18 protein-coding genes and 2 pseudogenes are annotated in these 24,130 nt (G+C 58.5%); 10 read left to right on the plus strand and 10 right to left on the minus strand.

Annotated features, from left to right (window positions below):
* Positions 1 to 593: 593 nt before the first annotated feature.
* Complete coding sequence (locus LDZ27_RS26655; RefSeq protein WP_370653510.1) at positions 594 to 1,856, minus strand: type II restriction endonuclease; 1,263 nt, start codon at positions 1,854 to 1,856, stop codon at positions 594 to 596.
* A gap of 203 nt (positions 1,857 to 2,059) precedes the next feature.
* Between LDZ27_RS26655 and LDZ27_RS26660 the strand changes: the two genes are divergently transcribed.
* From LDZ27_RS26660 to LDZ27_RS26670, 3 genes are all read left to right on the plus strand, one after another.
* Positions 2,060 to 4,465 carry a heavy metal translocating P-type ATPase gene (locus LDZ27_RS26660; protein WP_244818547.1) on the plus strand — a complete coding sequence of 802 codons (2,406 nt, stop codon included), beginning with the start codon at positions 2,060 to 2,062 and terminating at the stop codon, positions 4,463 to 4,465.
* Between the two features lie 311 nt (positions 4,466 to 4,776).
* Positions 4,777 to 6,714: a copper resistance system multicopper oxidase gene (locus tag LDZ27_RS26665; protein ID WP_244818548.1), complete on the plus strand. Its 1,938-nt coding sequence runs from the start codon at positions 4,777 to 4,779 to the stop codon at positions 6,712 to 6,714.
* A gap of 119 nt (positions 6,715 to 6,833) precedes the next feature.
* Positions 6,834 to 7,835 carry a copper resistance protein B gene (locus LDZ27_RS26670; RefSeq protein ID WP_244818549.1) on the plus strand — a complete coding sequence of 334 codons (1,002 nt, stop codon included), beginning with the start codon at positions 6,834 to 6,836 and terminating at the stop codon, positions 7,833 to 7,835.
* Positions 7,836 to 8,297: 462 nt separating this feature from the next.
* Here LDZ27_RS26670 and LDZ27_RS26675 read toward each other — a convergent pair whose 3' ends face one another.
* From LDZ27_RS26675 to LDZ27_RS26685, 3 genes and pseudogenes are all read right to left on the minus strand, one after another.
* Complete coding sequence (locus tag LDZ27_RS26675) at positions 8,298 to 9,071, minus strand: cytochrome c (protein ID WP_244818550.1); 774 nt, start codon at positions 9,069 to 9,071, stop codon at positions 8,298 to 8,300.
* Positions 9,072 to 9,160: 89 nt separating this feature from the next.
* On the minus strand, positions 9,161 to 9,487 hold the full coding sequence (locus LDZ27_RS26680; RefSeq protein ID WP_244818551.1) for a DUF4148 domain-containing protein: 327 nt from the start codon (positions 9,485 to 9,487) through the stop codon (positions 9,161 to 9,163).
* A gap of 529 nt (positions 9,488 to 10,016) precedes the next feature.
* A pseudogene (locus tag LDZ27_RS26685) lies at positions 10,017 to 11,043 on the minus strand (IS5 family transposase).
* Between the two features lie 504 nt (positions 11,044 to 11,547).
* On the opposite strand from LDZ27_RS26685, the gene LDZ27_RS29155 reads away from it, so the two are divergent.
* Both LDZ27_RS29155 and LDZ27_RS26690 read left to right on the plus strand, forming a co-directional pair.
* A complete protein-coding gene (locus LDZ27_RS29155; protein ID WP_370653504.1) occupies positions 11,548 to 11,862 on the plus strand; it encodes a winged helix-turn-helix domain-containing protein in 315 nt (104 codons plus the stop codon).
* Positions 11,863 to 11,935: 73 nt separating this feature from the next.
* Complete coding sequence (locus LDZ27_RS26690; protein ID WP_244818552.1) at positions 11,936 to 12,889, plus strand: IS5 family transposase; 954 nt, start codon at positions 11,936 to 11,938, stop codon at positions 12,887 to 12,889.
* 819 nt (positions 12,890 to 13,708) lie between these two features.
* Here LDZ27_RS26690 and LDZ27_RS26695 read toward each other — a convergent pair.
* The gene (locus LDZ27_RS26695) at positions 13,709 to 14,083 is read right to left on the minus strand and encodes a hypothetical protein (protein ID WP_244818553.1); all 375 of its coding nucleotides are present in this window, start codon (positions 14,081 to 14,083) and stop codon (positions 13,709 to 13,711) included.
* A 35-nt stretch (positions 14,084 to 14,118) separates the two neighbouring features.
* Here LDZ27_RS26695 and LDZ27_RS26700 point away from each other — a divergent pair, with 35 nt between their 5' ends.
* The 3 genes and pseudogenes from LDZ27_RS26700 (at position 14,119) to LDZ27_RS29160 (ending at position 17,023) form a co-directional block, all read left to right on the plus strand.
* On the plus strand, positions 14,119 to 14,391 hold the full coding sequence (locus tag LDZ27_RS26700; RefSeq protein ID WP_244818554.1) for a metal/formaldehyde-sensitive transcriptional repressor: 273 nt from the start codon (positions 14,119 to 14,121) through the stop codon (positions 14,389 to 14,391).
* Positions 14,392 to 14,405: 14 nt separating this feature from the next.
* Entirely contained in the window at positions 14,406 to 15,683 is a 1,278-nt protein-coding gene (gene dmeF, locus LDZ27_RS26705; RefSeq protein WP_244818555.1) for a CDF family Co(II)/Ni(II) efflux transporter DmeF, read from the plus strand.
* Between the two features lie 916 nt (positions 15,684 to 16,599).
* Positions 16,600 to 17,023, plus strand: a pseudogene (locus tag LDZ27_RS29160) (hypothetical protein).
* Between the two features lie 191 nt (positions 17,024 to 17,214).
* Here the strand turns inward: LDZ27_RS29160 and LDZ27_RS26715 are convergent.
* From LDZ27_RS26715 to LDZ27_RS26730, 4 genes are read right to left on the minus strand one after another with little or no spacing between them, the layout of a single operon-like run.
* Positions 17,215 to 18,018, minus strand: a complete 804-nt coding sequence (locus LDZ27_RS26715; protein WP_244818556.1) for a sugar phosphate isomerase/epimerase — start codon at positions 18,016 to 18,018, stop codon at positions 17,215 to 17,217.
* Between the two features lie 28 nt (positions 18,019 to 18,046).
* A complete protein-coding gene (locus LDZ27_RS26720) occupies positions 18,047 to 18,946 on the minus strand; it encodes an NAD(P)-dependent oxidoreductase (RefSeq protein WP_244818557.1) in 900 nt (299 codons plus the stop codon).
* A gap of 23 nt (positions 18,947 to 18,969) precedes the next feature.
* Positions 18,970 to 20,364, minus strand: a complete 1,395-nt coding sequence (locus tag LDZ27_RS26725; protein WP_244818558.1) for an MFS transporter — start codon at positions 20,362 to 20,364, stop codon at positions 18,970 to 18,972.
* A 49-nt stretch (positions 20,365 to 20,413) separates the two neighbouring features.
* A complete protein-coding gene (locus tag LDZ27_RS26730; protein ID WP_244818559.1) occupies positions 20,414 to 21,097 on the minus strand; it encodes a hypothetical protein in 684 nt (227 codons plus the stop codon).
* Between the two features lie 107 nt (positions 21,098 to 21,204).
* Between LDZ27_RS26730 and LDZ27_RS26735 the strand changes: the two genes are divergently transcribed.
* Positions 21,205 to 22,125, plus strand: a complete 921-nt coding sequence (locus LDZ27_RS26735) for a LysR family transcriptional regulator (protein WP_244818560.1) — start codon at positions 21,205 to 21,207, stop codon at positions 22,123 to 22,125.
* A 670-nt stretch (positions 22,126 to 22,795) separates the two neighbouring features.
* Here LDZ27_RS26735 and LDZ27_RS26740 read toward each other — a convergent pair.
* Entirely contained in the window at positions 22,796 to 22,978 is a 183-nt protein-coding gene (locus LDZ27_RS26740) for a hypothetical protein (RefSeq protein ID WP_244818561.1), read from the minus strand.
* 390 nt (positions 22,979 to 23,368) lie between these two features.
* On the opposite strand from LDZ27_RS26740, the gene LDZ27_RS26745 reads away from it, so the two are divergent.
* Positions 23,369 to 23,818 carry an ester cyclase gene (locus LDZ27_RS26745; RefSeq protein WP_244818562.1) on the plus strand — a complete coding sequence of 150 codons (450 nt, stop codon included), beginning with the start codon at positions 23,369 to 23,371 and terminating at the stop codon, positions 23,816 to 23,818.
* Positions 23,819 to 24,130: the final 312 nt, after the last annotated feature.

Here is a 24,130-nt window from a genome sequence, read left to right on the forward strand (position 1 = left end):
AAACACGTTTGAATTGCTGACCGGTTTTGTCGGGCTTATAAGAGCGCGTTGCCTGCGGCACCGCCGAAGCAGCTAGCCCTTGTCGGCTACCGGGTTCGCGGAAACAAGGATGGCGGACGCCGGCATCATGACACCCGGATGATGAACATTTCATCTGTCCGTCACCCCAGCGCACCAACGCCTCGGCAGAATCGACGTGTGAGGAAGGACCGTCCGTGCGTTTGGAGAGAAACTATGCGGCGCTTAGCAACGCTTTGCGCAGTAGCGGCTTTGTTTTCGGGATGTGTGCCGGGACAGCCGTTGCTTTCGCAATCAGGAAAGACCAAACAACAAGCGGACGTCGAGCTTGAGAACGCCTGGAAGGAAGGATGGCTACCGTATCGGCGCGCGGACTATCCGCCCGCTCAAGCAACCCTTGAGCGCAACAAAAAGCGGTACTCAGCGACGCACCCCGAGGACGTGCCTTTACCCGCAAGCGCGGCGGAGCCGTCAAATTGACGTTGGTCTAATGTGAGTGAGCTGAAGTGAGTCACGCGGTGGCGAGGAGGATGACTAAAACGTCATCCTACCGTCACCTCTGCGTTACGTCGCCTCTACAGTGAGGTAGCAATAGCTTCAATGGGTTTCATACCGCTGCCGAAACGGGCGATAGTTTCGCGATGTTCCTTGAGAGCACCGTACGGAAGGTACCTAATGCCAAGTTCGGTTACGCGGGAAAAGGCCGGTCTCGCCAGTTGGCTCCGTACGTCCTCTTGTCGACTATCGGGCGCGACGAGGTAAAGATGCTTGTGTGCCGCTGTGGCCGAGCCAAGTGCCAAGTCAAGGAGGCGAACGATGCCGGAATAGATGGACGTCGTGTGTTCAACTTCGAACGCTGCTGCGACGGAGCGGTCAGCATTCAACCAGATGACGTCAATCAGCGGGACGGTGTCTGCTCCGTTGATATTCAGCGAAGTTGGCAACTCGGTCAGGCACCCGTCGGCAAGTTTGCCGTCGCGGTAAGGGCGCGAGCGGTCATTCGACGCAATCCAGACTTGATAGCCGAGCGATTGTCCGAGGTCGCGCAACCATCCTTGAACTTCGGTATGTGTCGCGTCTTGCTGGCGGCTCGCCTCTAGTTGCTTGGCTAGTGTTGCCGATTGTTCGCGAACGGCATCCAGGTCTTTAAGCCACGCATCATGAGATGCGGCATCTTCTACAGACGGCGGCAACGGGTAGCGGTCGATGCCGACGTCGAAAAGAAATCCCGCGAGCGCCCCTAGGTCGTTTGACAGCAGCGTGCGGAATTCGTGATTTAGCTCAAGGATTCCCTTGCGCATTGCGAGGTAGTGATCCCAACGTCCCAGCTTTACGTTGGCCTTGGCCAAGGCGTTGAACCCCTTGACGATGGCGGTGTTGAACGGACAGACGAGGGTCGGATGGATGAAGTAAAGCAGATTGGCGACTGCCGGCCCCAAGCCCTTGACGGCGTGAGAGTCGAGCGTCCTTATAGCCGTCAAGACCGCCTCAGCTTCGTCGCAACAATCGCACGTGTCTAGGAGCTTGCCGAACGCCCGCTGGTTTGCGGGGTTTTCGTAGATGTCGGGGATTCGAAGCTTCGGTTTCCAGAGAAATGCATGGTCAGCGCCGCGGAAAATCTGCCGCTGCTCAGCGATGGAGCCAACGACGGTTTCGAGAGACGAGCCTCGGTACGCGTTGCCAAACGTCCCTGCGTCGATTTCCTTTACGACTTGCCGGATGCCTTGGCGGATGGACCGGAAGTTCTTCAGACGCTCAGGCCATAGGAACCAGGTCTGAAAAGTGGCCGCCGGGTCTGCCTTCCAATGCTCGATAAGGGTGTGCAGGGTATTCATTATTGTCGTAGGTTTTATTGTCGGGCGAGTCTATCACCGATGTTCCGGTCTTTGGACAAGCTCCGTTGACCTTCCCACCGTCGGTAAGTGACAATAAATTTAGGTCGCTGGCGCACCTGAGCGGGCCGAGGTCCAGGCTAACGCCGAGCGAACGATGTGTCGTCCGAAACCAAGTGCATGGCACGACCGAACAAGGAGCACTTAGCATGAGCGTGCAACCTAATGACAGCAAGCAGCGCCGCGGGCCGTCGAACGCAATTGATGCGAAGCACGACCATCAGCACCATCCAAGTCAACACCGACGAGGGTCTGACGACGCGTCGGAATCGGGCGCATCTTCGCTAAGTGACCCGGTCTGTGGCATGTCAGTCACTGCGGACTCGCAGTTTCACGTTGAGCATGACGGACAACAATACTTGTTCTGCAGCCAATCCTGCGAGAACAAATTCACCGACAACCCGACAAAGTACGCCAGCACAACGCCCGGAGCGCCGGTGCACGCAGCGCCAGAGGGCACCGTCTATACCTGCCCGATGCACCCGCAGATTCGACAAGACCGCCCCGGGAACTGCCCGATATGCGGCATGGCACTTGAGCCGTTGCTGCCGAGCTTGGAAGACGAGGAAAACCCGGAGCTTGTCGACTTCCGGCGAAGATTCTGGTGGACCTTGCCGCTTACAGCGGTCGTGTTCGTCCTCGCGATGTTTGGCCATCGCTTAAGCTCGATGGGAGCCTCTACCCTGAGCTGGGTCGAGTTCGTGCTCTCCACCCCTGTCGTCATGTGGGCCGGACTCCCGTTCTTCGAACGCTGCATTCGGTCTTTTATCAACCGCAGCCCGAACATGTGGACACTCATAGGCCTCGGAACGGGAGCGGCCTACATCTACAGTGTTATTGCTGTCGTCGCGCCCGGTGTGTTTCCCGCAACGTTCGTCGCAAACGGTCGTGTCGACGTTTACTTTGAAGCGGCGGCCGTCATCATATCGCTTACGCTGCTGGGGCAGTTGCTTGAATTGAAGGCGCGCTCGCAAACGTCGGCTGCCATCAAAGCGCTTCTCGGCTTGGCACCAAAGACCGCCCGCAGAATCAACGCAGACGGCTCCGAAGAGGACATCCCGCTCACGCACGTTCATGTCGGTGACCTGTTGCGCGTGCGGCCAGGAGAAAAGGTGCCGGTGGACGGTGTCGTCACGGATGGGACCAGTTCGCTGGACGAGTCGATGATTACGGGCGAGCCCATTCCTATTACCAAGCGACCCGGTGACCATGTAATTGGCGCCACTATGAACGCCGCTGGGACGTTGGTTATTAGGTCAGAAAAAGTCGGCTCCCAAACAGTGTTGGCGCAAATAGTCCAGATGGTCGCGCAAGCCCAGCGTTCTCGCGCGCCCATGCAACGGATGGCGGACAAGGTCGCGGGTGTGTTCGTCGTCGCAGTCGTCGGCACCGCTGTGCTCACGTTCGTCGCGTGGGGCCTTCTCGGGCCGCAACCGAGCTGGGTGTTTGGCCTCATCAACGCCGTCGCAGTACTCATCATTGCATGCCCATGTGCGCTCGGACTCGCAACACCGATGTCCATCATGGTTGCCAGTGGTAAGGCTGCCACGAACGGTGTGCTTTTCCGGGATGCCGCGGCTATCGAGAACCTGCGGAAGGTCAATGCACTTATCGTTGACAAGACCGGTACGCTAACCGAGGGACGCCCAGCGTTCCAACGCTGTGTTGGCATCAACGGCTTTTCAGAGGAAGAGGTTCTCCGCCTCGCAGCAAGCCTCGACCAAGGTAGCGAACACCCGCTCGCCGCAACGATCGTCGCTGCCGCGCGCGAACAAGGGCTGACGTTCGACAGAGCTGACGAGTTCCAGTCCAGCACAGGAATCGGTGTGCGAGGAATTGTACGCGGTCGCAACCTTGCCCTAGGCAATACAGCTCTGATGCAAGCCGAGGGCATTGACGTCGGACTGTTAGCAAGCGACGCCGACTCTTTGAGGACACAGGGCGCGAGCGTCATGTACCTTGCCGTAGATGCGAACCTGGCTGGTCTTTTGGCGGTGACGGACCCGATAAAGCCGACGACGCCAGAAGCATTGGCTCGCCTTGCGGAGGACGGCATTCACGTGGTGATGGCAACTGGCGACGGTGTCGTAACCGCGAAGGCCGTAGCGGGCAAACTCGGCATCGATGAATTCTACGGTGAGGTCAAACCTGCCGACAAGCTTGCGCTCGTCACACGATTCCAAGAGGCGGGCAAGGTGGTCGCGATGGCCGGCGACGGCATCAACGACGCGCCGGCGCTGGCCAAGGCCGACGTCGGCGTCGCGATGGGCACGGGCACAGACGTCGCAATGAGCAGCGCGCAAGTTACGCTGGTCAAGGGCGATTTGCGCGGCATCGCGCGAGCCCGGGAACTGTCTGAGAGCACCGTCAGGAATATGAAGCAAAACCTCGGCTTTGCTTTCGTCTATAACGCACTGGGGATTCCACTGGCAGCGGGCGTGCTTTACCCGTTCACGGGCTTACTCCTATCGCCGATGATTGCGGCGCTAGCTATGAGCCTCAGTTCAGCCTCCGTCATAACGAACGCCCTGCGCTTGCGCAACGCGAAAGTCTGAGGTCTATATGTGTCCCAAGGTGATGTTAGTGTAAAAGCGCTGCCCGCTCTGCATCGATTTTCTGGTATCGCGTTGCTCATTCACGCGCTTTGGAGGCGATTCCATGACGCGCTTGTCATTCGCCGGTCATGTTAAAAGAAACCGAGCACGATACTCTTCTTAGGCGTCGCTCAGACGAGGTATCTTTAGCGAATCAACAGCTCGCCGCCGAACTTTCGTCGAGATTCAGATTTACTCGTTCGTGCCCGAGTATCAAGTCGCAGTCGCTCGGGCAGCGGGAAACTCAACAGCCGCGTGAGGTAATAAGCGTCATGTCGAAGAAGCAGAACGTCCTTCCGAACCTAACTAACCGCCGTCGCTTCGTGCAAGGCGTGACCGCCAGCGGACTTGCTGCGGGACTTGGTGCCTGGCCGCTTTTGACTCGAGCAGACGGGTACGTCAGTCACGGGCCTTCGGTCCTCACTGGAACGGACTTCGACTTGGTCATCGGCTCTACCTTAGCGAACTACACAGGGCGTATTCGCCCGACCACGTCGGTAAACGGCTCAATCCCTGCGCCGGAGCTGCGTTGGCGACAGGGGACGGAAGTCACGATGCGAGTTACCAATCGTCTCCAGGTTCCTACTTCAATCCATTGGCACGGAATCCTCGTGCCGTTTGATATGGACGGGGTACCGGGCATAAGCTTTCCAGGTATTCAGCCGGGGCAGACGTTCACCTATAGGTTCTTGGTACGGCAGGCGGGTACCTTTTGGTACCACAGTCACAGCAGATTTCAAGAGCAAACCGGACTATATGGTCCGCTTGTAATCGAGCCGGCCGGTGGGGAGAGCATCCGCTGCGACCGAGATTATGTAGTTATGCTTAGCGACTGGACAGACGAAAACCCAGAGCGCATCATGCAAAAACTCAAGCTTTCGAGCGACTACTACAACTTTCAGATGCCGACGGCACCTGAATTTTTCGATGACGTTAGAAAGATGGGGTTAGGTGCAGCGCTCAAAAAACGAAAGATGTGGAATGAGATGCGCATGAATCCGACAGACTTTCACGACGTATCGGGGGCGACGTACACCTATCTGGCTAACGGTACAACACCTGCGAAAAATTGGACGGCTGTTGCCCGTGCCGGCGAAAAGGTTAGGCTTCGTTTCATCAACGGGTCATCAGAGACGCTCTTCGACGTGCGCATCCCTGGCTTAAAGATGACAGTGGTGGCGGCCGACGGGCAGGAAGTGAGGCCAGTTACCGTTGACGAATTTCGCATCTCTGTCGCCGAGACCTACGACGTCCTTGTGGACATGCCTGACGACAATGCTCATACCATCTTCTGCCAATCGATGGACCGTAGCGGTTTCGCCCGAGCGACGCTAGCTCCGCACGCAGGAATGGAAGCTGCCATACCTCCAATGGACCCGAAGACATGGCTCTCGATGGGTGACATGGGAATGGGCGAGATGAGCGAAATGCAGGGTATGAGCGGCGCCAAAGACGCGAGGGGCATGGGCGGGATGGACCATACGCAAGCGACGAGCGACGCGAAGGACATGGATAGCATGCGCGACATGCACGGGGCGAACTCGATGCCGAGCATGAACGACAAGCAAGGCATGAGCGATATGCAGGGAATGCAGGGGATGCAGCGAATGCAGGACGACGCAGGCATGCAGGGAATGGAAGCTGTGCAGGACAGCCAGAGCGAAGACACCAGGACCGACATGAAAGCTGGCGGAATGGGCGAGATGGCACGCGGGACTGGCCCGGAGGTAGACATGCGGCCGATGGCCGTCTCGCGTTCCCTGGAAGACCCTGGACCACGGCTGCGGGAAAGCGGGCGAAAAGTGCTGACTTATGCGGACCTACACACCGCGGGCGGCCCACTGGACACCCGACCGCCGTCAAGAGAAATCGCCGTGCGCCTAACAGGAAACATGGAGCGGTTCATCTGGGGATTTGACGGGCAGAAGTTCTCCGAGGCGCCACCCATTCTTTTTCACTACGGGGAAAGATTGAGAGTCACGCTCATCAACGATACCATGATGAATCACCCGATTCATCTCCACGGAATGTTCATGGAGCTTGAGAGCGAAGACGGCAGCTTTCTTGTTCGCAAGCATACGATAAACGTGCAGCCCACCAAACAGGTGACGTTCCGTGTGACGGCGGACGCACCCGGCCAGTGGGCCTTCCATTGCCATCTGTTGTATCACATGGAAGCGGGCATGTTCCGCAAGGTGGTGGTCGCATGAGCCAGCTAAGCTTGTCGGCGCACCTAGTCGGAGGCACACGAGCTCGTCTTGTTGTGAGGGTCCTCATCGCCGCATGCGTCGTTTCCCGTTCAGCCACCTCTCCTGCTCAATCGATGCCGATGGATGGCATGCCTGCGGTGAGCGATATCGGCGGCCACAGCGCTCACGGCGCCGGTCACGATGCGTCGCCAGGCTCTCCCGCACGCAAGTCCGACATGACCGGAAAAGCGGACGCGAACGACCAAACGCGGGGCTCCAAGGAAATGGAGCATATGATCGCGCCGCGCGGCAACTCCCCCGGCACAGGGAATGGCACCAGCAACGAATCGGCGAATGCAGACCAGGGCGTCAGCGTCGACGCTAGCGCCAAACGGAGTCCGAAAGGCGGTCCTGAAAGCGGCCCCAACCACATCATACCGGTGGAGGAGCCACGTATTCCGATGGCGAATCCGAACCAAGGCATTCCCATGAAGGGTATGGACATGGCTGACGACGACGTCTACCACCAAATACTCGTCGACCAGCTGGAGTATGTGAAGGCTGCCGGCGGGCAAGGCTGGTCGTGGGACGGCGAAGCATGGCTGGGCGGCGACATTAACAGACTTTGGCTTAAAAGTTCTGGTGACCGACTGTATGGCAAGACAGACGACGCTCGCGTCGAGGCGCTAATCTCGCGCGCCTACTCGACTTACTGGAACGCACAGATAGGTGTACGCCACGACTTCGGCAATGGGCCATCGCGGGACTGGGCGGCAATTGGGGTGGAGGGGCTGGCTCCATGGTTTTTCGACGTTGAAGCCACCGGTTACATAGGGGCTTCGGGTCGAACTGCGCTACGATTAAAAACCTCTTACAACGTATTGCTTTCTCAGCGGTTGTTCCTCACGCCCGAGGCCGAAGTCAACGTCTATGGAAGAGCAGACCCCGAGCGAGAGATAGGCAGCGGCGTCTCGGACATTAAGCTAGGTTTGCGCCTCCGATACCAAATACGGCGTGAGATTGCGCCCTACGTTGGCTTTGTCTGGGGAAGACGCTTTGGTCGCACTGCCGATTTTGCGCGCCGTGACGCCGAACCTGTATCTGACAAGGAACTAGTAGTCGGCGTTACGCTATGGTACTGAAGGAATTTTGTCGACCGACATCTGGCGGCAATCTCTAGCTAGTTCGCGTTTGAGCAGGCTTTAGACACAAGTGATTGGAACGACGCGGCATTTGGCGAGACCGCCGGGCAAACAAGGATCACGAGCCACGTGCGATAGGCCTGCAATAGGTGCTCGACCTCCATGTGTGGCGTGTAGGCCCCGGGCATATGAGCATATGAGCGCTCTAATATCCCGTTGAGAGACGCTTCCAAGAACGACGCCCCAGCTACTGCTTTTCATCGTCGCGAAATAGCCGTAGACCTGCGGCGGAACATCGGTTGGCGGTGGACGGCTCGACCATGTTTATCGCTTGGGTCATCAAGCCAACGCAGTTGCGTCTCGACCGCCTCGACTAGGCGTTATGAGACGTTGCTATCGGAGCCGCTGATTCATGGCGACAAGACGGCCGTACGGTGCTTAAGGAAGCGGGCAAGGGCTATTCTAGTCCGTGTCATGAGTGTGGTGGTTTGCCTCTCGCGGCCGCGAGGAGCTTGCTTTGTTCTTCGCATCCTCCGCGTCGCCGTGCGTCGACTTCATTCCAGGCATGTTCTTCATACCCTCCATTTCCTCGTCTCGAGGGGCCTTGGCCACCATTTCCTTGTATTCTTGCGCGCTCATACTTGGCAACTTATTCACAAAGGCGACCATGCTCCAAATTGTCTCGTCATCGTGTGTCTTGCCCCATGCCGGCATGGCGCTCATCTTCAGGCCGTGCTTGATAACCCAGAAGGCGCTACGCGGGTCCAATTGTGACTTCGCAAGCTCTGGCGGCTGAGGATAGAGTCCGGGAGCCAACTCCGAATCTTTGACTCCAGGCGCTAGGTGACATGTCACGCACATTGCCGCGTATTGTCCTGCACCCTTAAGAATGAGATCGGGACTGTTGAGGTTTGGGGGTACGATGTCCTTAGAATGAGCATCGATGGACCGCATTCGCAATGTTTGCAGGATCTTGTAGGTAAGGGGCCAGTGGGGAGCATCCGCTCCCATGTTGTAATTTCCGGACAAGACGAACGCGGTTGCACCGAACAGCGCCACTGCCGACATTGACGCTGTAGGAATAATCCAGTGTCTCATGCTTTCACCGAGAAGAAGCGAATCGGCCAACATCACTAAATCGACGACTTGCGGCGGCTGAACGCGGTCTCCGCTGAAGAAATCGATGTTCGGTAGTTCGGCGAACCTCTGACTTCGTTGCGTCGAACTGCCGCCCATCACCATCCGAATCCTGCGGACTCCCGTGCCACGTTACGACGTGCGTCGAGCGAAGCCTCAACTTGGCCTGAAAACAGGGTTGTACCGAGTCAGCGATTGCGGATTCGATAGAGTTCCTTATTGCGTTCGATGGTTCTCTCGCTCGGCGGGTAGTCGTTCTTGCTCGTGGGTATCATGCCGTCCCGTTGTGCCTGGATCATTTCGGCGACGACTTCCGCGCGGGTTTTGCCGACTCTCCCCGCGGCGGCCAACCCTTCGTCGCTGCCACCATACGACTGCCTGTTGCTACTGAACGCCGCAGACGATTCAACCCCTCGGGTCGGCTGTATGTCATTCAGGGGATAAGCATGGTCCGCAAAAGCCGGCACCGCAACGGCGATGCCGAGGGTAGCAACCAACAAGGGAATTACTTTCATTGCGTCCTCCAGGGGGCTTGATTGGAGGAAAGTTTATATATTGCAATCTGACTGGAGCATGACTTAAACGTGATAATTGTGCCTCGAAGCCGAGCGACTGTACCGGCTCGGATTGTCTGGACACGGTTTTGATTAAGGCGATCATGAGGATGACCCTGAATGGATAACAACCCGAACAAAGATGTAATCGACAATTGCGTTTTAGCGTTTGAACCGACCTGGCAAGCCGGTGCCGCGTTTGACGCTAACAAAGCAGTGGGCATGACTCGACCGTGACAGTAAATTCATTTCTTTGTCACGGCGCTGACTACTTCAAACTGAGAAGATATGTGATCACACGAGTTTTCTTCCCGGTCGAGGGTTTGTGGTGATCGCGCGTTGGACCTGCAAGTCCCAATGCAGGTTAACGGTCACCTCGGGCATTAGGGAAACGCCGAATAATGCGTTATTGGGTCGGCTTGCAGATCCACGGGCGTCGAAGTTTCTGGATAACGAATCGAATTTGCGCGCATTTCAATAAATTCGGCTCTCAAAAGAGCCTCGCTGCTCTGATTTTTCTACGGCTGACGGATTGCTCGCTCCCATGAACCGATCGCAACAGATTCCGCACAATCACCAGATTCTTCACCACAGCGAACAAGCTGAAAAGTTGCGCGGTGTTCTTGGCCAAGCCCGTGTATCGGGTCTTGCGATGGTGAAACAGGTTCTTGACGATATGGAACAGATGCTCGACGCGCGAACTGATCTGCGCCCTGGTTCGCTCAAGCGCGGTCACAAGTGCCTTCAGTGGCCCCTCTTGGATCGCCTTGATCTTTCCACGCTCGGCAGCGACGTGCCACTTTACCGCCTGGCCTTTCATTTCATCGCGCTTGTCTACACCAATATAGCTCGCGTCGGCGAACGCTTCCTCTTCATGGCCGCGCAGCAGCAGATGGGCTTTTGGCACATCCAACACGTTGGCCGTCGTGCCGGCCACGCTGTGGACCAAGCCCGAATCGGCGCCCACGCCAACATGGGTTTTCATCCCAAAGTGCCATTCGTTTCCCTTCTTCGTTTGATGCATCTCCGGGTCACGGCTCGTCCCGGCGTTTTTGGTCGACGGTGGCGCTTCGATGGTTGCGGCATCAACCAGCGTGCCTTCCTTTATCATCAGTGCACGCTCGCACAGCTAGATACCGATCTGGTCGAACAGCTTCCTTGTCAGATCGTGCTCAATCAGCAGGCGCCCGAGTTTGAGCAGCGTGGTCGCATCGGGCACGTTCTCGACTGCGAGATCGATGCCGGCGAAGCGGCGCAGCGCAATGCTGTCATACAACGCGTCTTTCGGCCCTTCGTCCGACAGCCCGTACCGCTGCTGCAGAAAGTAGATCCGCAGCATTCGCTCAGGTCCAATCGGCGGACGGCCTCGCGTGCCCTTCCGGTAATGCTGTTCGATTGCAAACAGCAAACGCTCCCACGGCACAATTTTCTCCATCTCCCCCAAGAAGCGTTGACGCCTCGTCACGCGCTTCTTGCCCTGCAATTTCCGCTTCCGCGAAGCCGATCTGCCTCTTCATCCTCTTGCGTCCGTTTCGTGAGCTGCTTTCTATAACGTCCGCAGCTACCTGACCGATGACCGCCGAGCTTCAATAATCAGTGTTTCGTTAGCGCAATCCACTGTTCAATGCCACGAACTGTGCGCCAAAATGAGAATTGCTTTTCGTTGCAACGAATGCCCGGCCACTTTTAAGCCTCTCGACCAGTTAATGCAGGTCGTCGAGGATGTAAAGGCTATAGCTTCCGACAAAGACCTCATCCATGCAGTACATAGTGCGCCGTGGGACGTTGTTCTCGTTCACTGGCAGAGCACTTCAATTCCCCCCTTGGACCTATTGCGTTGGATTCACGCGTGTTCGCTGTCAGCCGCAACAGTAGTGTTTCTAGTCGACCCGCCGATCGGACGCCAGGCAACGATTGCACTCGGAGCAGGGGCGGCAGACGTTGTTCATCTACCTCTTCCTCCGCGGCGCCTAGTCGAACGCGTTCTTGCGTCTGCGCAACAGAGGTCTGTCAACAGCGGCATGTGGGCGCAGTTCGGGAACGTTATTTTGGATCGGCAGCGTCGCAGGATCCGGCATCGTGGCGTTGACGCTAAGTTGACGCCAATTGAGTTCAAGATTGCCTGGGAGCTCCTAGGACGCTGCGGCACCCCTGTGCCTCGCGCATATCTTCAAAAGCTCATCGCCGGACGCTCGCAAGAAACACGAACGCTTGATGTTCATGTCTTTCGACTGAAGTCAAAGCTGGAGACCGTCAGTAACTACCAGCTAACGATTAAGGCGATTTACGGCGTAGGCTATCAGACTTGCTGTCGCAAGGCGTCTGGCGCTCAGTAAAGGAAACTCTGCGTAACTCAACGCGCACAGACACTTAGGAATGCTACTATGTGATTACGACCTGGAGACATCAATGACGCAACTTCATCTCGGCTTGAATCTGTCAACCAAGCGCACGCGCAAGCGGGAGTTTTTGGACGAGATGAAACGAGTGGTGCCGTGGACGCGGCTGATTGAGTTGATCGAGCCGCATTACCCAAAGGGGAAGACTGGCCGTCCGCCATTTCCGGTCGCGACGATGTTGCACATTCACTTCATTCAGCAATGGTTCAGTCTGTCGGATCCAGCGATGGAAGAGGCCCTCTATGATGTGCCGCTGTATCGCGAATTCGCGGGTCTCGACGGCGCGATGACCCGTCTTCCGGACGAAACGACCATCCTGCGGTTTAGGCACCTGCTCCAAGCCCATGGGATCGCTGCGCAGATCCTGGCGGTGGTCAATGAGATATTGAGCGACAAGGGATTGATGCTCAAGGCGGGATCAGCTGTTGACGCCACGTTGATTGCGGCGCCCAGTTCGACCAAGAACGGCTCGGGAAAACGCGATCCCGAGATGCAGTCGACCCAGAAAGGCCGCAACTGGTATTTCGGCATGAAAGCGCACGTGGGCGTGGACGCAGAGTCAGGCTTGGTTCATACGGTCATCGGCACGGCAGCCAACGTGCACGACATCAACATGGCACATGCATTGTTGCACGGAGAGGAGACAAATGTTTATGCCGACGCCGGTCACCAAGGCATCGAAAAACGTGAGCAAGCGGGCTCGACTCGGTGGCACGTCGCGATGCGGCCCAGCAAGCGAAGGAAGCTGAACCTGAATGATCCTGTCGATGCGATATACGACGAGATTGAACGACTGAAGGCCGGCATTCGGGCGAAGGTCGAGCATCCTTTCCGCATCCTTAAGCGACAATTCGGCTATGTAAAGACGAGATACCGGGGGCTGGCGAAGAACACCGCTCAAATCACTACGTTGTTTGCGTTGGGCAATCTCTGGATGATGCGAAAAGTGCTGCACAAATCGTAGAGGGGCCGCACACAATGAACTTGACCTTCCTCTTACTCGCCGCGAGTCACCGTATCGACTTCTTTACCGGCCTGGATAGACAGTTCGTGCGCGGTGAGCAGAATGGGGCTCAATGCGAATGTTCACGTCGATTCCATGTCACGCCTGTCGCATGCTTCTGAAACGAATTGTGCAGACGGTCCTAAACCGTAGAGCGCATTAATTCTATCAAATTAGTCCTCCTTTGCGATTCGATTGTTGATATGGACGCGAGCCCTGCTGTGGATCTCCCTCAGGCGGAGCTGACTGTCCGGTCGGTCCTGCCGGCCGAACTGCCGGAGTCACGCATGTGGATCGACAACTGGCAGCGTATGCTGCCGTACATCGGAGTCGGGAACCTCCGGCGACTTAGGCAGAGCGTCCCTTGCCCTCAAGGGGAAGCGTTTTCTCCCATGTGCGTGGTCTTCAAGCTTCTTTTCTACCCACTTTCGCGCAGCTTCTACAGCTCCGCCTTTTGCGCATCAACGGCTTTCTCAGCATCGTCGGACCGAATTGCAGTGCCGACCTCGGCTGTTTGATGACTGCTTTATTAGTCTCTACCGGCACGACTGCGATGCCGCTCCCTGCCTTAAAGGATATTCGGTGCAATGGCGCCTCGAGCTGGAGGCACTGATTGAACGAGGCGAACCGCTCTTTATGCTGTTTTGCTGTTTGTAAATCTCCGTTATAAAGACAAGCCTCCGGTCGACCGCGTTTTCCGCGCTTCATCGTGCGCCTTCCCAAAGTGGGGTAGATCTTGATTTGGACCGCGACCGGAGGCCCGTTTCCCGGCGACGGCGATTACTTCCGGCTGTTTTGCACGCTGACGGACGGCCGAACGGCAGTACCCAACAACGGCAGGATCCGCATCGTTCCGGCGCCATCGCCGAACGCGGGTTGCTCAGCCTCGGAAAGCGTTTGCGGTGCACGGCACCGGTAGGTGGGCGTCCGCATCGGATCAGTAACTGCATTGCACCGCGCGGTCGCTAGCGCACCGGTGCAGCATCCGCCCAGGAAGGTCGAGGCATGAAGCGCGGCGTTCGAGCAGTATGCGCCGCGCCCGTCGTCCCGATGCGGGGCCGCGTAGTCGAGCCACGCCTGTCCAAACTCCTTTTCGGTCTCCCATTCGTCATGGCTTGAGAACTGCACGTACACGACGGATACAACTTTTCGCATGATAGTATACCCCCCTAGGCTATATTGGATTCAATGTGAGTCACACCATCCGCGACAAGCAGAAGCTGCTCAATCGTGTCCGCCGTATCAAAGGACAGGTAGAGGCCATCGAGCGCGCGCTTGAAGATGCGCGCGATTGCAACGACGTACTGCAACGAATTACCAGCTGCCGAGGCGCAATGAACGGCTTGTTGGCAGTTGTGCTAGAGGACCATATCCGTACGCATCTTGTAGACGCCGAACCCGCTGGGGAACACGGCGGCAGTACGGAACAGCTAGTTGAAGTCGTTCGCAGTTACTTCAAGTAAGAGCAGGGTTTGAAATGAGTGATTGGAAGGACGCTGCATTTGGCGCTGGGCATGACCACATTTTTCTCGGGTCAGCGCATGAGCAAAATGAGCGCAAAACATGGCTAGTGATTGCGCTATGCAGCGCGATGATGGTGGCAGAAATTGTTGGTGGCAGCCTCTTCGGTTCGCTGGCACTCGTCGCGGATGGCCTGCATATGTCGACGCACGCCGGAGCGATGTTGATTGCTGCTTTGGCATACACCTATGCCCGCAAGCACGCGAGGGATTCCCGCTTCGTCTTCGGGACCGGAAAGCTAGGTGACCTAGCAGGATTCACCAGTGCAATCGTGCTGGCGATGATTGCGCTGCTGATTGCATATGAGGCGGTCTGGCGCTTCTTCTCGCCGGTGCCGATTCATTTCAATGAAGCGATTCCCATCGCTGTCGTCGGGCTGCTGGTCAATCTCGCGAGTGTGTGGCTGTTGAGCGGTGACCATCATGGGCACAGTCATGGTCATAGCCACGGGCATGGCTACGACCATGAGCATGAAGATGTCCACGCCCATCAAGACGACGTCAAACGCATCTTTGGAAACGCGGGCGCGTTCGAAGTGTCTATCTACGAAGACTGTGTGCCACCGGTGTTCCGCATCACGCCAGAAGCGGGGACAGAGGGGCTCAAGCCGGACGGAGTCTCAGTCACGACGGTCAGGCCAGACGGCTCGCGCCAGATTTTCGCCCTCGTCGATAGGGGCCGCTATCTAGAATCGAAGGAACACGTCCCTGAACCGCACGCTTTTCGGACCATTGTCCGACTACCGGATGGCGAGCACAGCATCGAGTTCGTCGAACATGACCATGAGGCCCACGCAAGCACGGCACGCGACCACAACATGCGGGCAGCGTACGTTCATGTTATTGCTGATGCGGCCGTCTCGGTCCTCGCAATCATCGGACTCATTCTAGCGCGGTCGTTCGGATGGAACTGGATGGACCCACTTGCAGGCGTTGTGGGTGCGCTCGTAATTGGAAACTGGTCATATGGTCTGATTCGCGATACCGCGGCGATACTTCTGGACATGAATCCCGACGGACGCATGACCGAAGCGGTTCGCCGGGAAATCGAGAGTGGCGGCGACCGGGTCCTCGACCTTCATGTGTGGCGCGTCGGCCCCGGGCATATGAGCGCCGTCATATCCCTCGCGACGCGTTTTCACGAACGACGCCCCGACTACTATCGTTCCGCGCTGGCACACCTCAAAGGCCTTTCGCACGTGACTGTCGAGGTTATTCCATCGTCGACCAAATAGCCGCAAACCTGACGGCGACATACGGTTGCAACCCCGGCGGGGCAAGCACCGACCGCAGTGGCAACGCGCTGCGTCCGATTATGTTGGTCTTTGAGGGGACGGGATGAGCAGCGTTCTGTTCGTTGACGATAGCGACGACACGGCAGCCGCTCTCGCCGACCTTGCTTCGGCGCTGGGCCATCAGAGCGCGGTTGCGTATAGGGCGGGGCGGCCTTGAAAATCGCAGCCGGCAGTTGCTTGACGTCATCTTTCTAGACATTACGCTGCTGGACGGCGACGGACGCGACGTGTGCCTTCATCTACGGCAGGGCCGTTGCGCGAGGGCTCGTATCGACGCACTGACGGGGCACAGTAGCTTCGCCGAATCGGACCTGCAATGCTTTGACGCATTTCTCCTCAAGCCCCTATCGACGACCTGGAACGGCTGCTGGTCTGATAGTTGGGATCACGAACTCGACGCCGGGCGCGTTTCTAACCGAAACGACAGTTTTCGTCAAAAGCTGAGCTCGTCTCTGTCAGAGACCACTTGATCCCTTTGATGGTGGCTGTCGAGGCTGCCGGAGAAGACCCCGAGAAAATTTGAAATCACGAGGATGACATCTCGGGTGGAATCGCTGTGTCGAGTTTCCGATTTGGTTAATGACCGCGTCTGGCCGGACTGAGACCTTGCTGTCCTGCCTGTCGCCCAACCTTGCCGAACTTACCTCGCTGGTGACACAATTATTTCGCTTCGGGAAACCCTTGTCTCCCAAGGCTGAGCGGGCACGGGCATGGGTTCCCACGGCGAGTTGACAAAATTATTGGCGCAAGAGTGACAGATTTAATACGGTCTACGAAAGCCGGCGCAGTGTTTTCCGGTGTGCCGTTGTACCGCTACTTGTCGACCACGAATGAGCCAAGCTTGCCTCTTCCCATGATGAACATCATCAACGGCGGCGTCCATGCGGATGACAGCATTGACTTGCAACAGTTCATGATCCTGCCCGTCGGTGCGCCGTGCTTTTCAGAGGCGCTGCGCTGGGGCGTCGAAGCTGAAGAGCGTACTGAAGGAAAAGGGGCTTTCGACGGCTGTCGGCGATGAAGGCGGCTTCGCGCCTGATCTCTCATCAAATCAAGCTGCTCTCGATACCATCATGTTTGCCATTGAACTGGCTGGCTACACGCCGGGTAACCGACCATTCGAGATTACCTCCGGCTACGGCGGTCGCACGGTACGGGAACGGCTCGAGCCCACGGCTCGAGCCCGCCCTTCTCTAGAGTGGCCTTGCGTGCCCGCGGCGTTTCCGCTCGAAATTTCGTCTTGGAGGAAGAGCGGTCATGGAGAAGCGATTCGCCGATGACTAGACCATTGGTGTGCTGAAGGGAGGCGAAACGAGCCTTAAGCCGGCGGACGCCGAAACTGGCCTACGCGCCCGCCGCTAATAATGCTTCGACGATCGCCGTCTGGGTGGACCGATAGTTTGCCGACATTGAGCCGTTGCGCGGGGACCGTTCGATTGCGATATCGAACCGCCTCAATTGGCCGAGAGGATTACCAGAGTCGTTGACGCAGTTGAGCCAACGAGTTCTTGAGATCCTCGAGAGGCATTCGACTGATTACCTCGAGCACCACTTCACCCTGGAAATGCATCGCGTCGAGTTGAACCCGGATGGCGTCGAAGTCGATGTCGCCGGTGCCGATCGGGGCATGCCTCCAGGTACCCTCCGGTGCATCCGAAAGATGCACGACCGCAACACGTTCATCTAGCAGCGCAAGCCCGGCAGCCGGATCTTCTCCGACCGCCGCAGCATTTGCCACGTCGTACAGCACATCGACATTAGCGAAGCCTTGCTCATCGAGAAAGCCTTCGAGCGCCGCTGCAGTCTCGAGCAGGCAACCCGGAATATTCTCAATCAGAATGCGCATACCGCATTCGTCAGCCCTTGCCGAGAGCCGGGCGAGCGCATCGCGGAATACGTGCAGCAAACGATCGTCCGGCGGCGGCAACAACATGTGCCTGCGCCCCGAATTGATCGTGAGCCATTGCGCGCCTACTGCGCGTGCGAGCGACATCGCGTGCTCATAGGTATGCATCGCGAAGTTGACGGCGGCGGGTGTCGAACTGGCGATGTTGATGTCGCTGCTCGGAAGATCGACCGCGATGACACGGCCTTCGCACGCATCGAGCGCGCGCCGGATCGCCTCCACGACCTGCTGCCCGCTCCAGGGATCCAGATGCGGCGCCATCGCCATTAGCTGAAAATCGCGAAAGCCCAGCGCGGCGAAGGCGTCGATCGAGGAGGCCGCGTCATGGGTCCATACCACGCCGAAAGTGTGTGCACCGATCGTTCTCATTGTCCGCTCCCGATTTGAATCGTGTCCATCAGACAACGAGCGCCTCGCGATAATGCTGCACCGTGATGCGCAAACCCGCGCTGACCGGCGTCACATCCAAAGGGCCTAGCACGTCTTCGCCGGTAAAGCCGTTCGCCGTCGAAAGACTCGGCATCGGCGGACCGTCGGCGCGGATATCCGCTGCTGGATCGATCTGGCGCAGTTCATGAATCACCTCGTTAATGTCGGTGCTGTGCCCCGCCTGATTGACGACGTGCGCGCCATCGAACGGTGTGACGATGGCACGTTCATACGCCGCCGCGACATCGCCGACGAACACGAGGCCGGAGCGCCCCGTGTACGGAATCGTATAAGCCTCACCCAACGCGACGGCGCGACATGCAAGCGTCGGTCCCGCCGTGAGGCCCGTTTCGCGTCCCGGCCCGTAGATGACGAAGGGCCGGAAGCCGATGCTCGCGATGCCATGCTTCAGCCAGTAAGCACGCGCCGATCCTTCATTAGCGAGCTTGAACGCGCCGTAGTGTGTGGTCGGCAGGGGGAAGTTTGGATCGTCGGGGCCGTACACGCCGCCGCTGCTCGAATACAGCACCTTGCGGATACCTGCGTCCTTCGCCGCCTCGAAGACGTTGAGCGTGCCGGCCACATTCACCGCCGCGCCGAGCAGTGGGTCTTGCTGGCACGCCGGCGTCAGCAGGCCGGCTAGATGGATGACGTGATCGCAATCGCGCAGGGCGGCGCGCACATCGCCGGCATCGCGCACATCGCCGGTGACCCAGTCGAGCGTATCGGCCATTTCGCCTGCCACCGCGCGCGCGATGCGCCGGTCTTCGCGCAACTCCATTACCCGCACGCCGATGCCGCGCGCCGCCAGCGTCCGCACGATCCACGCGCCGAGAAAGCCGCCGCCGCCCGTAATCAAAACTTTCATGACTGTTTTCCTTATGTCGATGCTCAGACGCTCACTCGCGTCTTGCCTGAAGCCACCGATGTATCGTCCAGCGCCTGAGCCGCCTCCTGCGCCAGCGTATCGCCGCCGCGCTCCTGTTCGACGATATAGCGCCGCAGCGTGAACGGCAGCGCGCCCATGACGACGGTCGTGCAGCCGAGCACGAGAAGCGCGGTGCCGAAGCTGCCCGTGCTCTGATTTAGCCAGCCGACCAGTACGGGCCCGACATAGCCCGTCAGATTGCCGAGCGAGTTGACGAACGCGAAGCCGACGGCCGCCGCATTGCTGCCCGCGAGCACGAGTCCGGTCATGGTCCAGAACGCGGGCTGCGTCGCGTTCACGCCGATGACGGCCAACGTCAACGCCGCGATGTTCAGCACCGGCTGATTCAACGTGAACCCCGCGATGAAGAGTCCCGCCGCTGCGACCCATCCGGCAATCGCGTAATGCCACACGCGCTCGCGCTTCAGGTCCGAATGCAATCCCCAGAACACCACGACGATCCCCGCGCAGCCATAAGGAATCGATGCCACCAGTCCCGTCTGAAACGTCGACAGCCCGAAGCTCTTCACGAGCTGCGGCAGCCAGAAGTTGACGCCGTTCGTGGCGAGTCCGTTAAGCGCGAGAATCAGCACGACGCACAGCACTTTCGGATTCGAGATCGCACGGAACCAGCCGCCTTTCGCATGCGCTTTCGCCAGCGAACGTTCGCCTTCGAGCTTGTTCAAGAGCCACGATTTCTGATCGTCTCTCAGCCAGCGCGCTTTCAGCGGGTTATCGGCGAGATAGCGCATGGTGACGAAGCCGAGAATCACGGCGGGCAGCCCTTCGATCACGAACAGCCAGCGCCAGCCCGGCATGCCGTGTGAGCCGTCGAAGAGGGTCATGATTCCGGTGGAGAGCGGCGCGCCGACAAAGCTCGCAATGGGAATCGCGAACATCAAAAAGCCGATCACGCGCGCTCGATATTGCACCGGGAACCAATACGTGAAGTACAGCATGAGGCCGGGATAGAAACCCGCTTCGCCCAGACCGAGCAGAAAGCGCAGCACGTAGAACGAGACTTCGCCCTGCACGAAGGCCATCGCCACCGAAATCACGCCCCAGCTAATCATGATGCGAGCCAGCCAGCGCCGCGCGCCGAAGCGCTCCAGCATCATGTTGCTCGGAATCTCCGCCAGAAAATAGCCGATGAAAAACAGCCCTGCGCCCGTGCCGTAGGCGATGTCGGACAGGGCGAGATCAGCCTTCATCGTGAGGGCGGCGAAGCTCACGTTCACGCGGTCCAAGAAGGCCACGAAAAACAGCAACCCGACGAAGGGCGAAATCTTGCGGATGACGGTCGACATGGTCTCCCGCTGAAGCCGCGCGTCGCTCGTCTCTTGTATCGATGCGGTCATGGGTCTCCTCCTTATGCCGTCTTGTCGATGAATGTGTTTGCGCGTGCGCTCAGTGCGCCGCCGAAAGCAGTTGCGAAAGCCGGTAATGCGCGGCGTCGGCATCGAGCAGGCCGTCGGTGCGTAGAAGGTCGAGCACGAGCGGTTGAGCGGCATTCAGTTCGCCGAGGCCGATGCCTTCGACGATCACCACCGCATCGAACACGTCTTCGCGGTTCGGCCCCTTGAGTTCGGTTTCCTTCGTGCGCACGCTCGTGATGTCCGCGACATTCGCGCCGACGCGCACGCTCGTGACGCCATCGAGCGACGAGATGTCGTAAAGCGCCGCCGCGCAATAACGCAGGACATCGTCGTGCCGGCTCGCATCGAGGGTCAGTCGATACGTCGAGCAGGCGCCGCCGATTCCGCCGCCCGTCGCAGCCCGCTCCACGCACGCGCCGCGAATGAAGTTGCGAAAGATGGGATGCACACGCTTCGACCAGTCGGTTGGGTCGTTGAGGCGCGCGAGGTAGCCCGGCGAGCGGAAGGTTTCGATATGCGCGCCATCGTAGAGGGTGAAGCAGCCGTGCTTCGGACGCGACCAGTCGACGTAACGACGTGCCATCAGAAACCCCGGAATGCCGATGCGCTCCGGCATATGTTCGCGCGCATGCCAATGCTCAAATTCGCTCTCTTCGCCACGTTCGATGTCGTGCCAGATGGCGAGGAATGCGCCGCCCGTTCGGCCTGCTGCCATGTCGTGTCTCCCTGATGATTCCAACGATTCATTTTCTATGGGGTTAGGTTACTATGAACCTCGTCGGATATTATTCACCTTAAAGACATTCCATAAATAACCTAACGATGAGTAATGAGCTTTATATACGCGACTTGCGGGTGCTCTGCACCGTGGCGCGTCGTGGGAGTTTTATCGCGGCGGCGGCGGAGCTGGGGACGTCGCCACCCTACGTGAGCAAACGCATCGCGGCGCTCGAAGCAATGTGGGGCGTGCAGCTCTTTCATCGCACGACGCGGCGCGTCGCGGTGACGGAAGATGGCGACATCGCCTACAACCGGGCGCGCCGCATTCTCGAGGAAATCGAGGAGATGAACGACCTGCTCGCAGGCGGCGAACGCGAGCCCCGCGGCATGTTGCGCATCAGCACGAGTCTGCGGCTCGGTCGCCTACACGTGACGCCGATTCTCTCGATGCTGCGCACGCGCCACACCGAGCTCGAGATATGGCTGGAACTTCTGGACCGCCGCGTCGATGTGGCCGGAGAGAGCTTCGATCTCGATATTCGCGTGGGCGATGTGCAGGAAGCCAGTGTGATTCCGCACAAGGTCGCTGAGAGCACGCGCGTGCTGTGTGCCTCGCCGCGTTATGTCGAGGCTCGCGGCGCGCCGCGTTCGCTGCCCGACCTCGTGCAGCACGATTGCCTGGCCTTCCGCGACCGCCAGCAGGCGTTCGGCGTCTGGCAACTGAACGGTCCGAACGGCGCCGAAGCAGTGAAGGTCACCGGGCCGATGGCGTCGAACCAGAGCGACATCGTCCGCGAATGGGCGCTCGACGGGCACGGCATCATTATGGCGTCCGAATGGGACGTGGCGGACAGCATCGAATCGGGGAAACTGGTGCGCATCCTGCCGGACTATTCGCGTCTCGCCGATGTATGGGCCGTGTCGACGGCGCGTTCGTCCGCATCAGCGAAGGTGCGCGTGGCGGTCGATTTTCTTCGCCAACAGTTGAGCGATGGACCGTTCGCCTTACGGCGCCTGTCGTGAAATCGTTGCTCAGAGTCCATAGCAAGGACACTGCATCCGTGCTTCCCCGAGATGTGTTGATTTTGTCAGACTAGCCCGAATCGTCCCGTTGCTGCTGGTCAGGGCCGATGCATCTTCAAAGGCAGGTGCCGGAGTACGACTGTTATAGTCCGACTGCGCATCTCGGCGGGATTGTCGAGGTGGCCCCGTCGCGCAGCCGCTGCGGGGTGGCCTGCTCCGCGGCCGGCGGTTTCCGGCAAGGCGTGTGGCATAGTCCACTGCCGCTGCGCGCGCATCGCTGTCCGGCACCACGCACGAAACCAAACCGCGCGCAGGATGGCTTGCCGAAATGCAGCGTATGGAACGCCCGTCGCTGTCCGAGAGGCTAACGGGCGTCGGCAATCAGTGTCGAGCGTGCGTCGGGTTCTCTTCGTCATGTCCTCGGTTCCTTTGCTTGCATTATCGCTGGCTAAGCCCCGGGCGTTCCACTTATCCCGCTGTCCGAATTCGCGCGGCCACCTCTTCCCCATAGCGCAGCGCAAACCCACGCAATATAAAAGTGCCATGCTCGAGAGCGAGACAGTCAGGGTAGTCGATCATCAAGTGAGCCTTGTCAGTCATAGGAATTCGCATCGTCAGAAAAGTAAAAAGGCTCCAGGAAACGTTTCGGGTAGTTGGCAGCAGCCCCTCACTACTTGACTGGCTCTTTGGGCACGACGTCCACCTGGTTAAGGGGCTGTGTTTCGTCCGGTTCGATGATGGCATCGAGACCGGTCTCCAATCCGGCATGGCGTTCAAATAGAGCTAGCAGCTCAGGGCGCAGTCCGTCACCGCGTTGCGCAGCGAGAGCGTGAAGCGAGAGAAATGGCAGCATGGTTAAACTCCGTTCAATGAAAGACTGGCGAACGCGATGCCGGTGCGGAGGATTGACATCTTTGGCGCGTGCGCGATAAGCGAGGTTCGATCGCGCCCTACGTCGTGCGCCGATGTCGGCTACTGCGGGATTGAATGATCAATCTATGGCAGCCGCTCGATACAAACACTCCGTTTCTTGTTATTTAATTTCTGTGAACGGAAACCACGCTCAACGCATGCGGTTTTTATCGCCCTTGACCACTCCCGCTTGATGCTCCGCAGTTACGCGGCGGGTTTCGAGTAACACGTCAAGAAACGGGGGGCCGTTGACTGTTTGCCTCGATATTGTTCAGGCGGACAGAGGCGATCTTGCTTCTCTGTTTCAACCACCGTCAATGAGGAATTCACCATGTCCAAAAAAGATGACAACAAGGCCATCGTAGGCCGCTGGTTCACCGATTTCTGGGGCAAGACCTGCAACCTCGACATCGTCGATGAGCTTGCTGCGCCTGACATGCTTCTGCACTACTCGCTGCACGAGCCGCGTCGTGGCCGCGATGACATCAAGGCATTCATGACCGATTTCCGCGAAGCATTCACGGACCTCAACTTCTGGGGTGCCGCTGATCTCATCGCCGAGGGGGACTATGTGGTCGGGCGTTGGGAGGGGGGAGGCACACACACCGGCCCGGCATTCGGCGATTTCCTCATTGGATCGTTGCCGGCCGCGACCGGACGGAATATGCGCTTCACTGGCACGACCGTGCTACGGCTCAATGGTGGCAAGATCGTCGAAGAAATCAGGCTGGACGACGGCGTGACGGCGTTGCAGCAACTTGGACTCCTCAAGGCAGCGTGATCGAAGGCACGCTTTTCCGCCGTTTTTTAGCGATGCTTAGCATATCTAACGCCACAACGGGCCGGGAGCACACGGGCCCGTTGTGGCGTTATCCGTCCACTGGGCGACCGGCTCAAACCAGTTCGACAGCGGCCGCTCGGCCGCAGACGATAGGCGACCGCAACTGGCCGGACTGAGACCTTGCTGCCCTGCTTGTCGCCCAACCCTGCCGAACTTAGCTTCGCTGGTGACACAATTATTTCGCTCCGGGAAACCTTTGTCTCGCAAGGCCGAGCGGGCACGGGCATCGGTTCCCACGGCGAGTTGACAAAA

This window comes from Caballeronia sp. Lep1P3, from assembly GCF_022879595.1.
Taxonomy (GTDB): Bacteria; Pseudomonadota; Gammaproteobacteria; order Burkholderiales; family Burkholderiaceae; genus Caballeronia.

Excerpts from the sequence above, each read along its gene's own strand:
- LDZ27_RS26660 (WP_244818547.1), top strand. The coding sequence starts at position 2,060 with ATGAGCGTGCAACCTAATGACAGCAAGCAGCGCCGCGGGCCGTCGAAC.
- LDZ27_RS26665 (WP_244818548.1), top strand. The coding sequence starts at position 4,777 with ATGTCGAAGAAGCAGAACGTCCTTCCGAACCTAACTAACCGCCGTCGC.
- LDZ27_RS26670 (WP_244818549.1), top strand. The coding sequence starts at position 6,834 with ATGGATGGCATGCCTGCGGTGAGCGATATCGGCGGCCACAGCGCTCAC.
- LDZ27_RS26675 (WP_244818550.1), bottom strand. The coding sequence starts at position 9,071 with ATGGGCGGCAGTTCGACGCAACGAAGTCAGAGGTTCGCCGAACTACCG.
- LDZ27_RS26680 (WP_244818551.1), bottom strand. The coding sequence starts at position 9,487 with ATGAAAGTAATTCCCTTGTTGGTTGCTACCCTCGGCATCGCCGTTGCG.
- LDZ27_RS29155 (WP_370653504.1), top strand. The coding sequence starts at position 11,548 with ATGTGGGCGCAGTTCGGGAACGTTATTTTGGATCGGCAGCGTCGCAGG.
- LDZ27_RS26690 (WP_244818552.1), top strand. The coding sequence starts at position 11,936 with ATGACGCAACTTCATCTCGGCTTGAATCTGTCAACCAAGCGCACGCGC.
- LDZ27_RS26695 (WP_244818553.1), bottom strand. The coding sequence starts at position 14,083 with ATGCGAAAAGTTGTATCCGTCGTGTACGTGCAGTTCTCAAGCCATGAC.
- dmeF (WP_244818555.1), top strand. The coding sequence starts at position 14,406 with ATGAGTGATTGGAAGGACGCTGCATTTGGCGCTGGGCATGACCACATT.
- LDZ27_RS26715 (WP_244818556.1), bottom strand. The coding sequence starts at position 18,018 with ATGAGAACGATCGGTGCACACACTTTCGGCGTGGTATGGACCCATGAC.
- LDZ27_RS26720 (WP_244818557.1), bottom strand. The coding sequence starts at position 18,946 with ATGAAAGTTTTGATTACGGGCGGCGGCGGCTTTCTCGGCGCGTGGATC.
- LDZ27_RS26725 (WP_244818558.1), bottom strand. The coding sequence starts at position 20,364 with ATGACCGCATCGATACAAGAGACGAGCGACGCGCGGCTTCAGCGGGAG.
- LDZ27_RS26730 (WP_244818559.1), bottom strand. The coding sequence starts at position 21,097 with ATGGCAGCAGGCCGAACGGGCGGCGCATTCCTCGCCATCTGGCACGAC.
- LDZ27_RS26735 (WP_244818560.1), top strand. The coding sequence starts at position 21,205 with ATGAGTAATGAGCTTTATATACGCGACTTGCGGGTGCTCTGCACCGTG.
- LDZ27_RS26740 (WP_244818561.1), bottom strand. The coding sequence starts at position 22,978 with ATGCTGCCATTTCTCTCGCTTCACGCTCTCGCTGCGCAACGCGGTGAC.
- LDZ27_RS26745 (WP_244818562.1), top strand. The coding sequence starts at position 23,369 with ATGTCCAAAAAAGATGACAACAAGGCCATCGTAGGCCGCTGGTTCACC.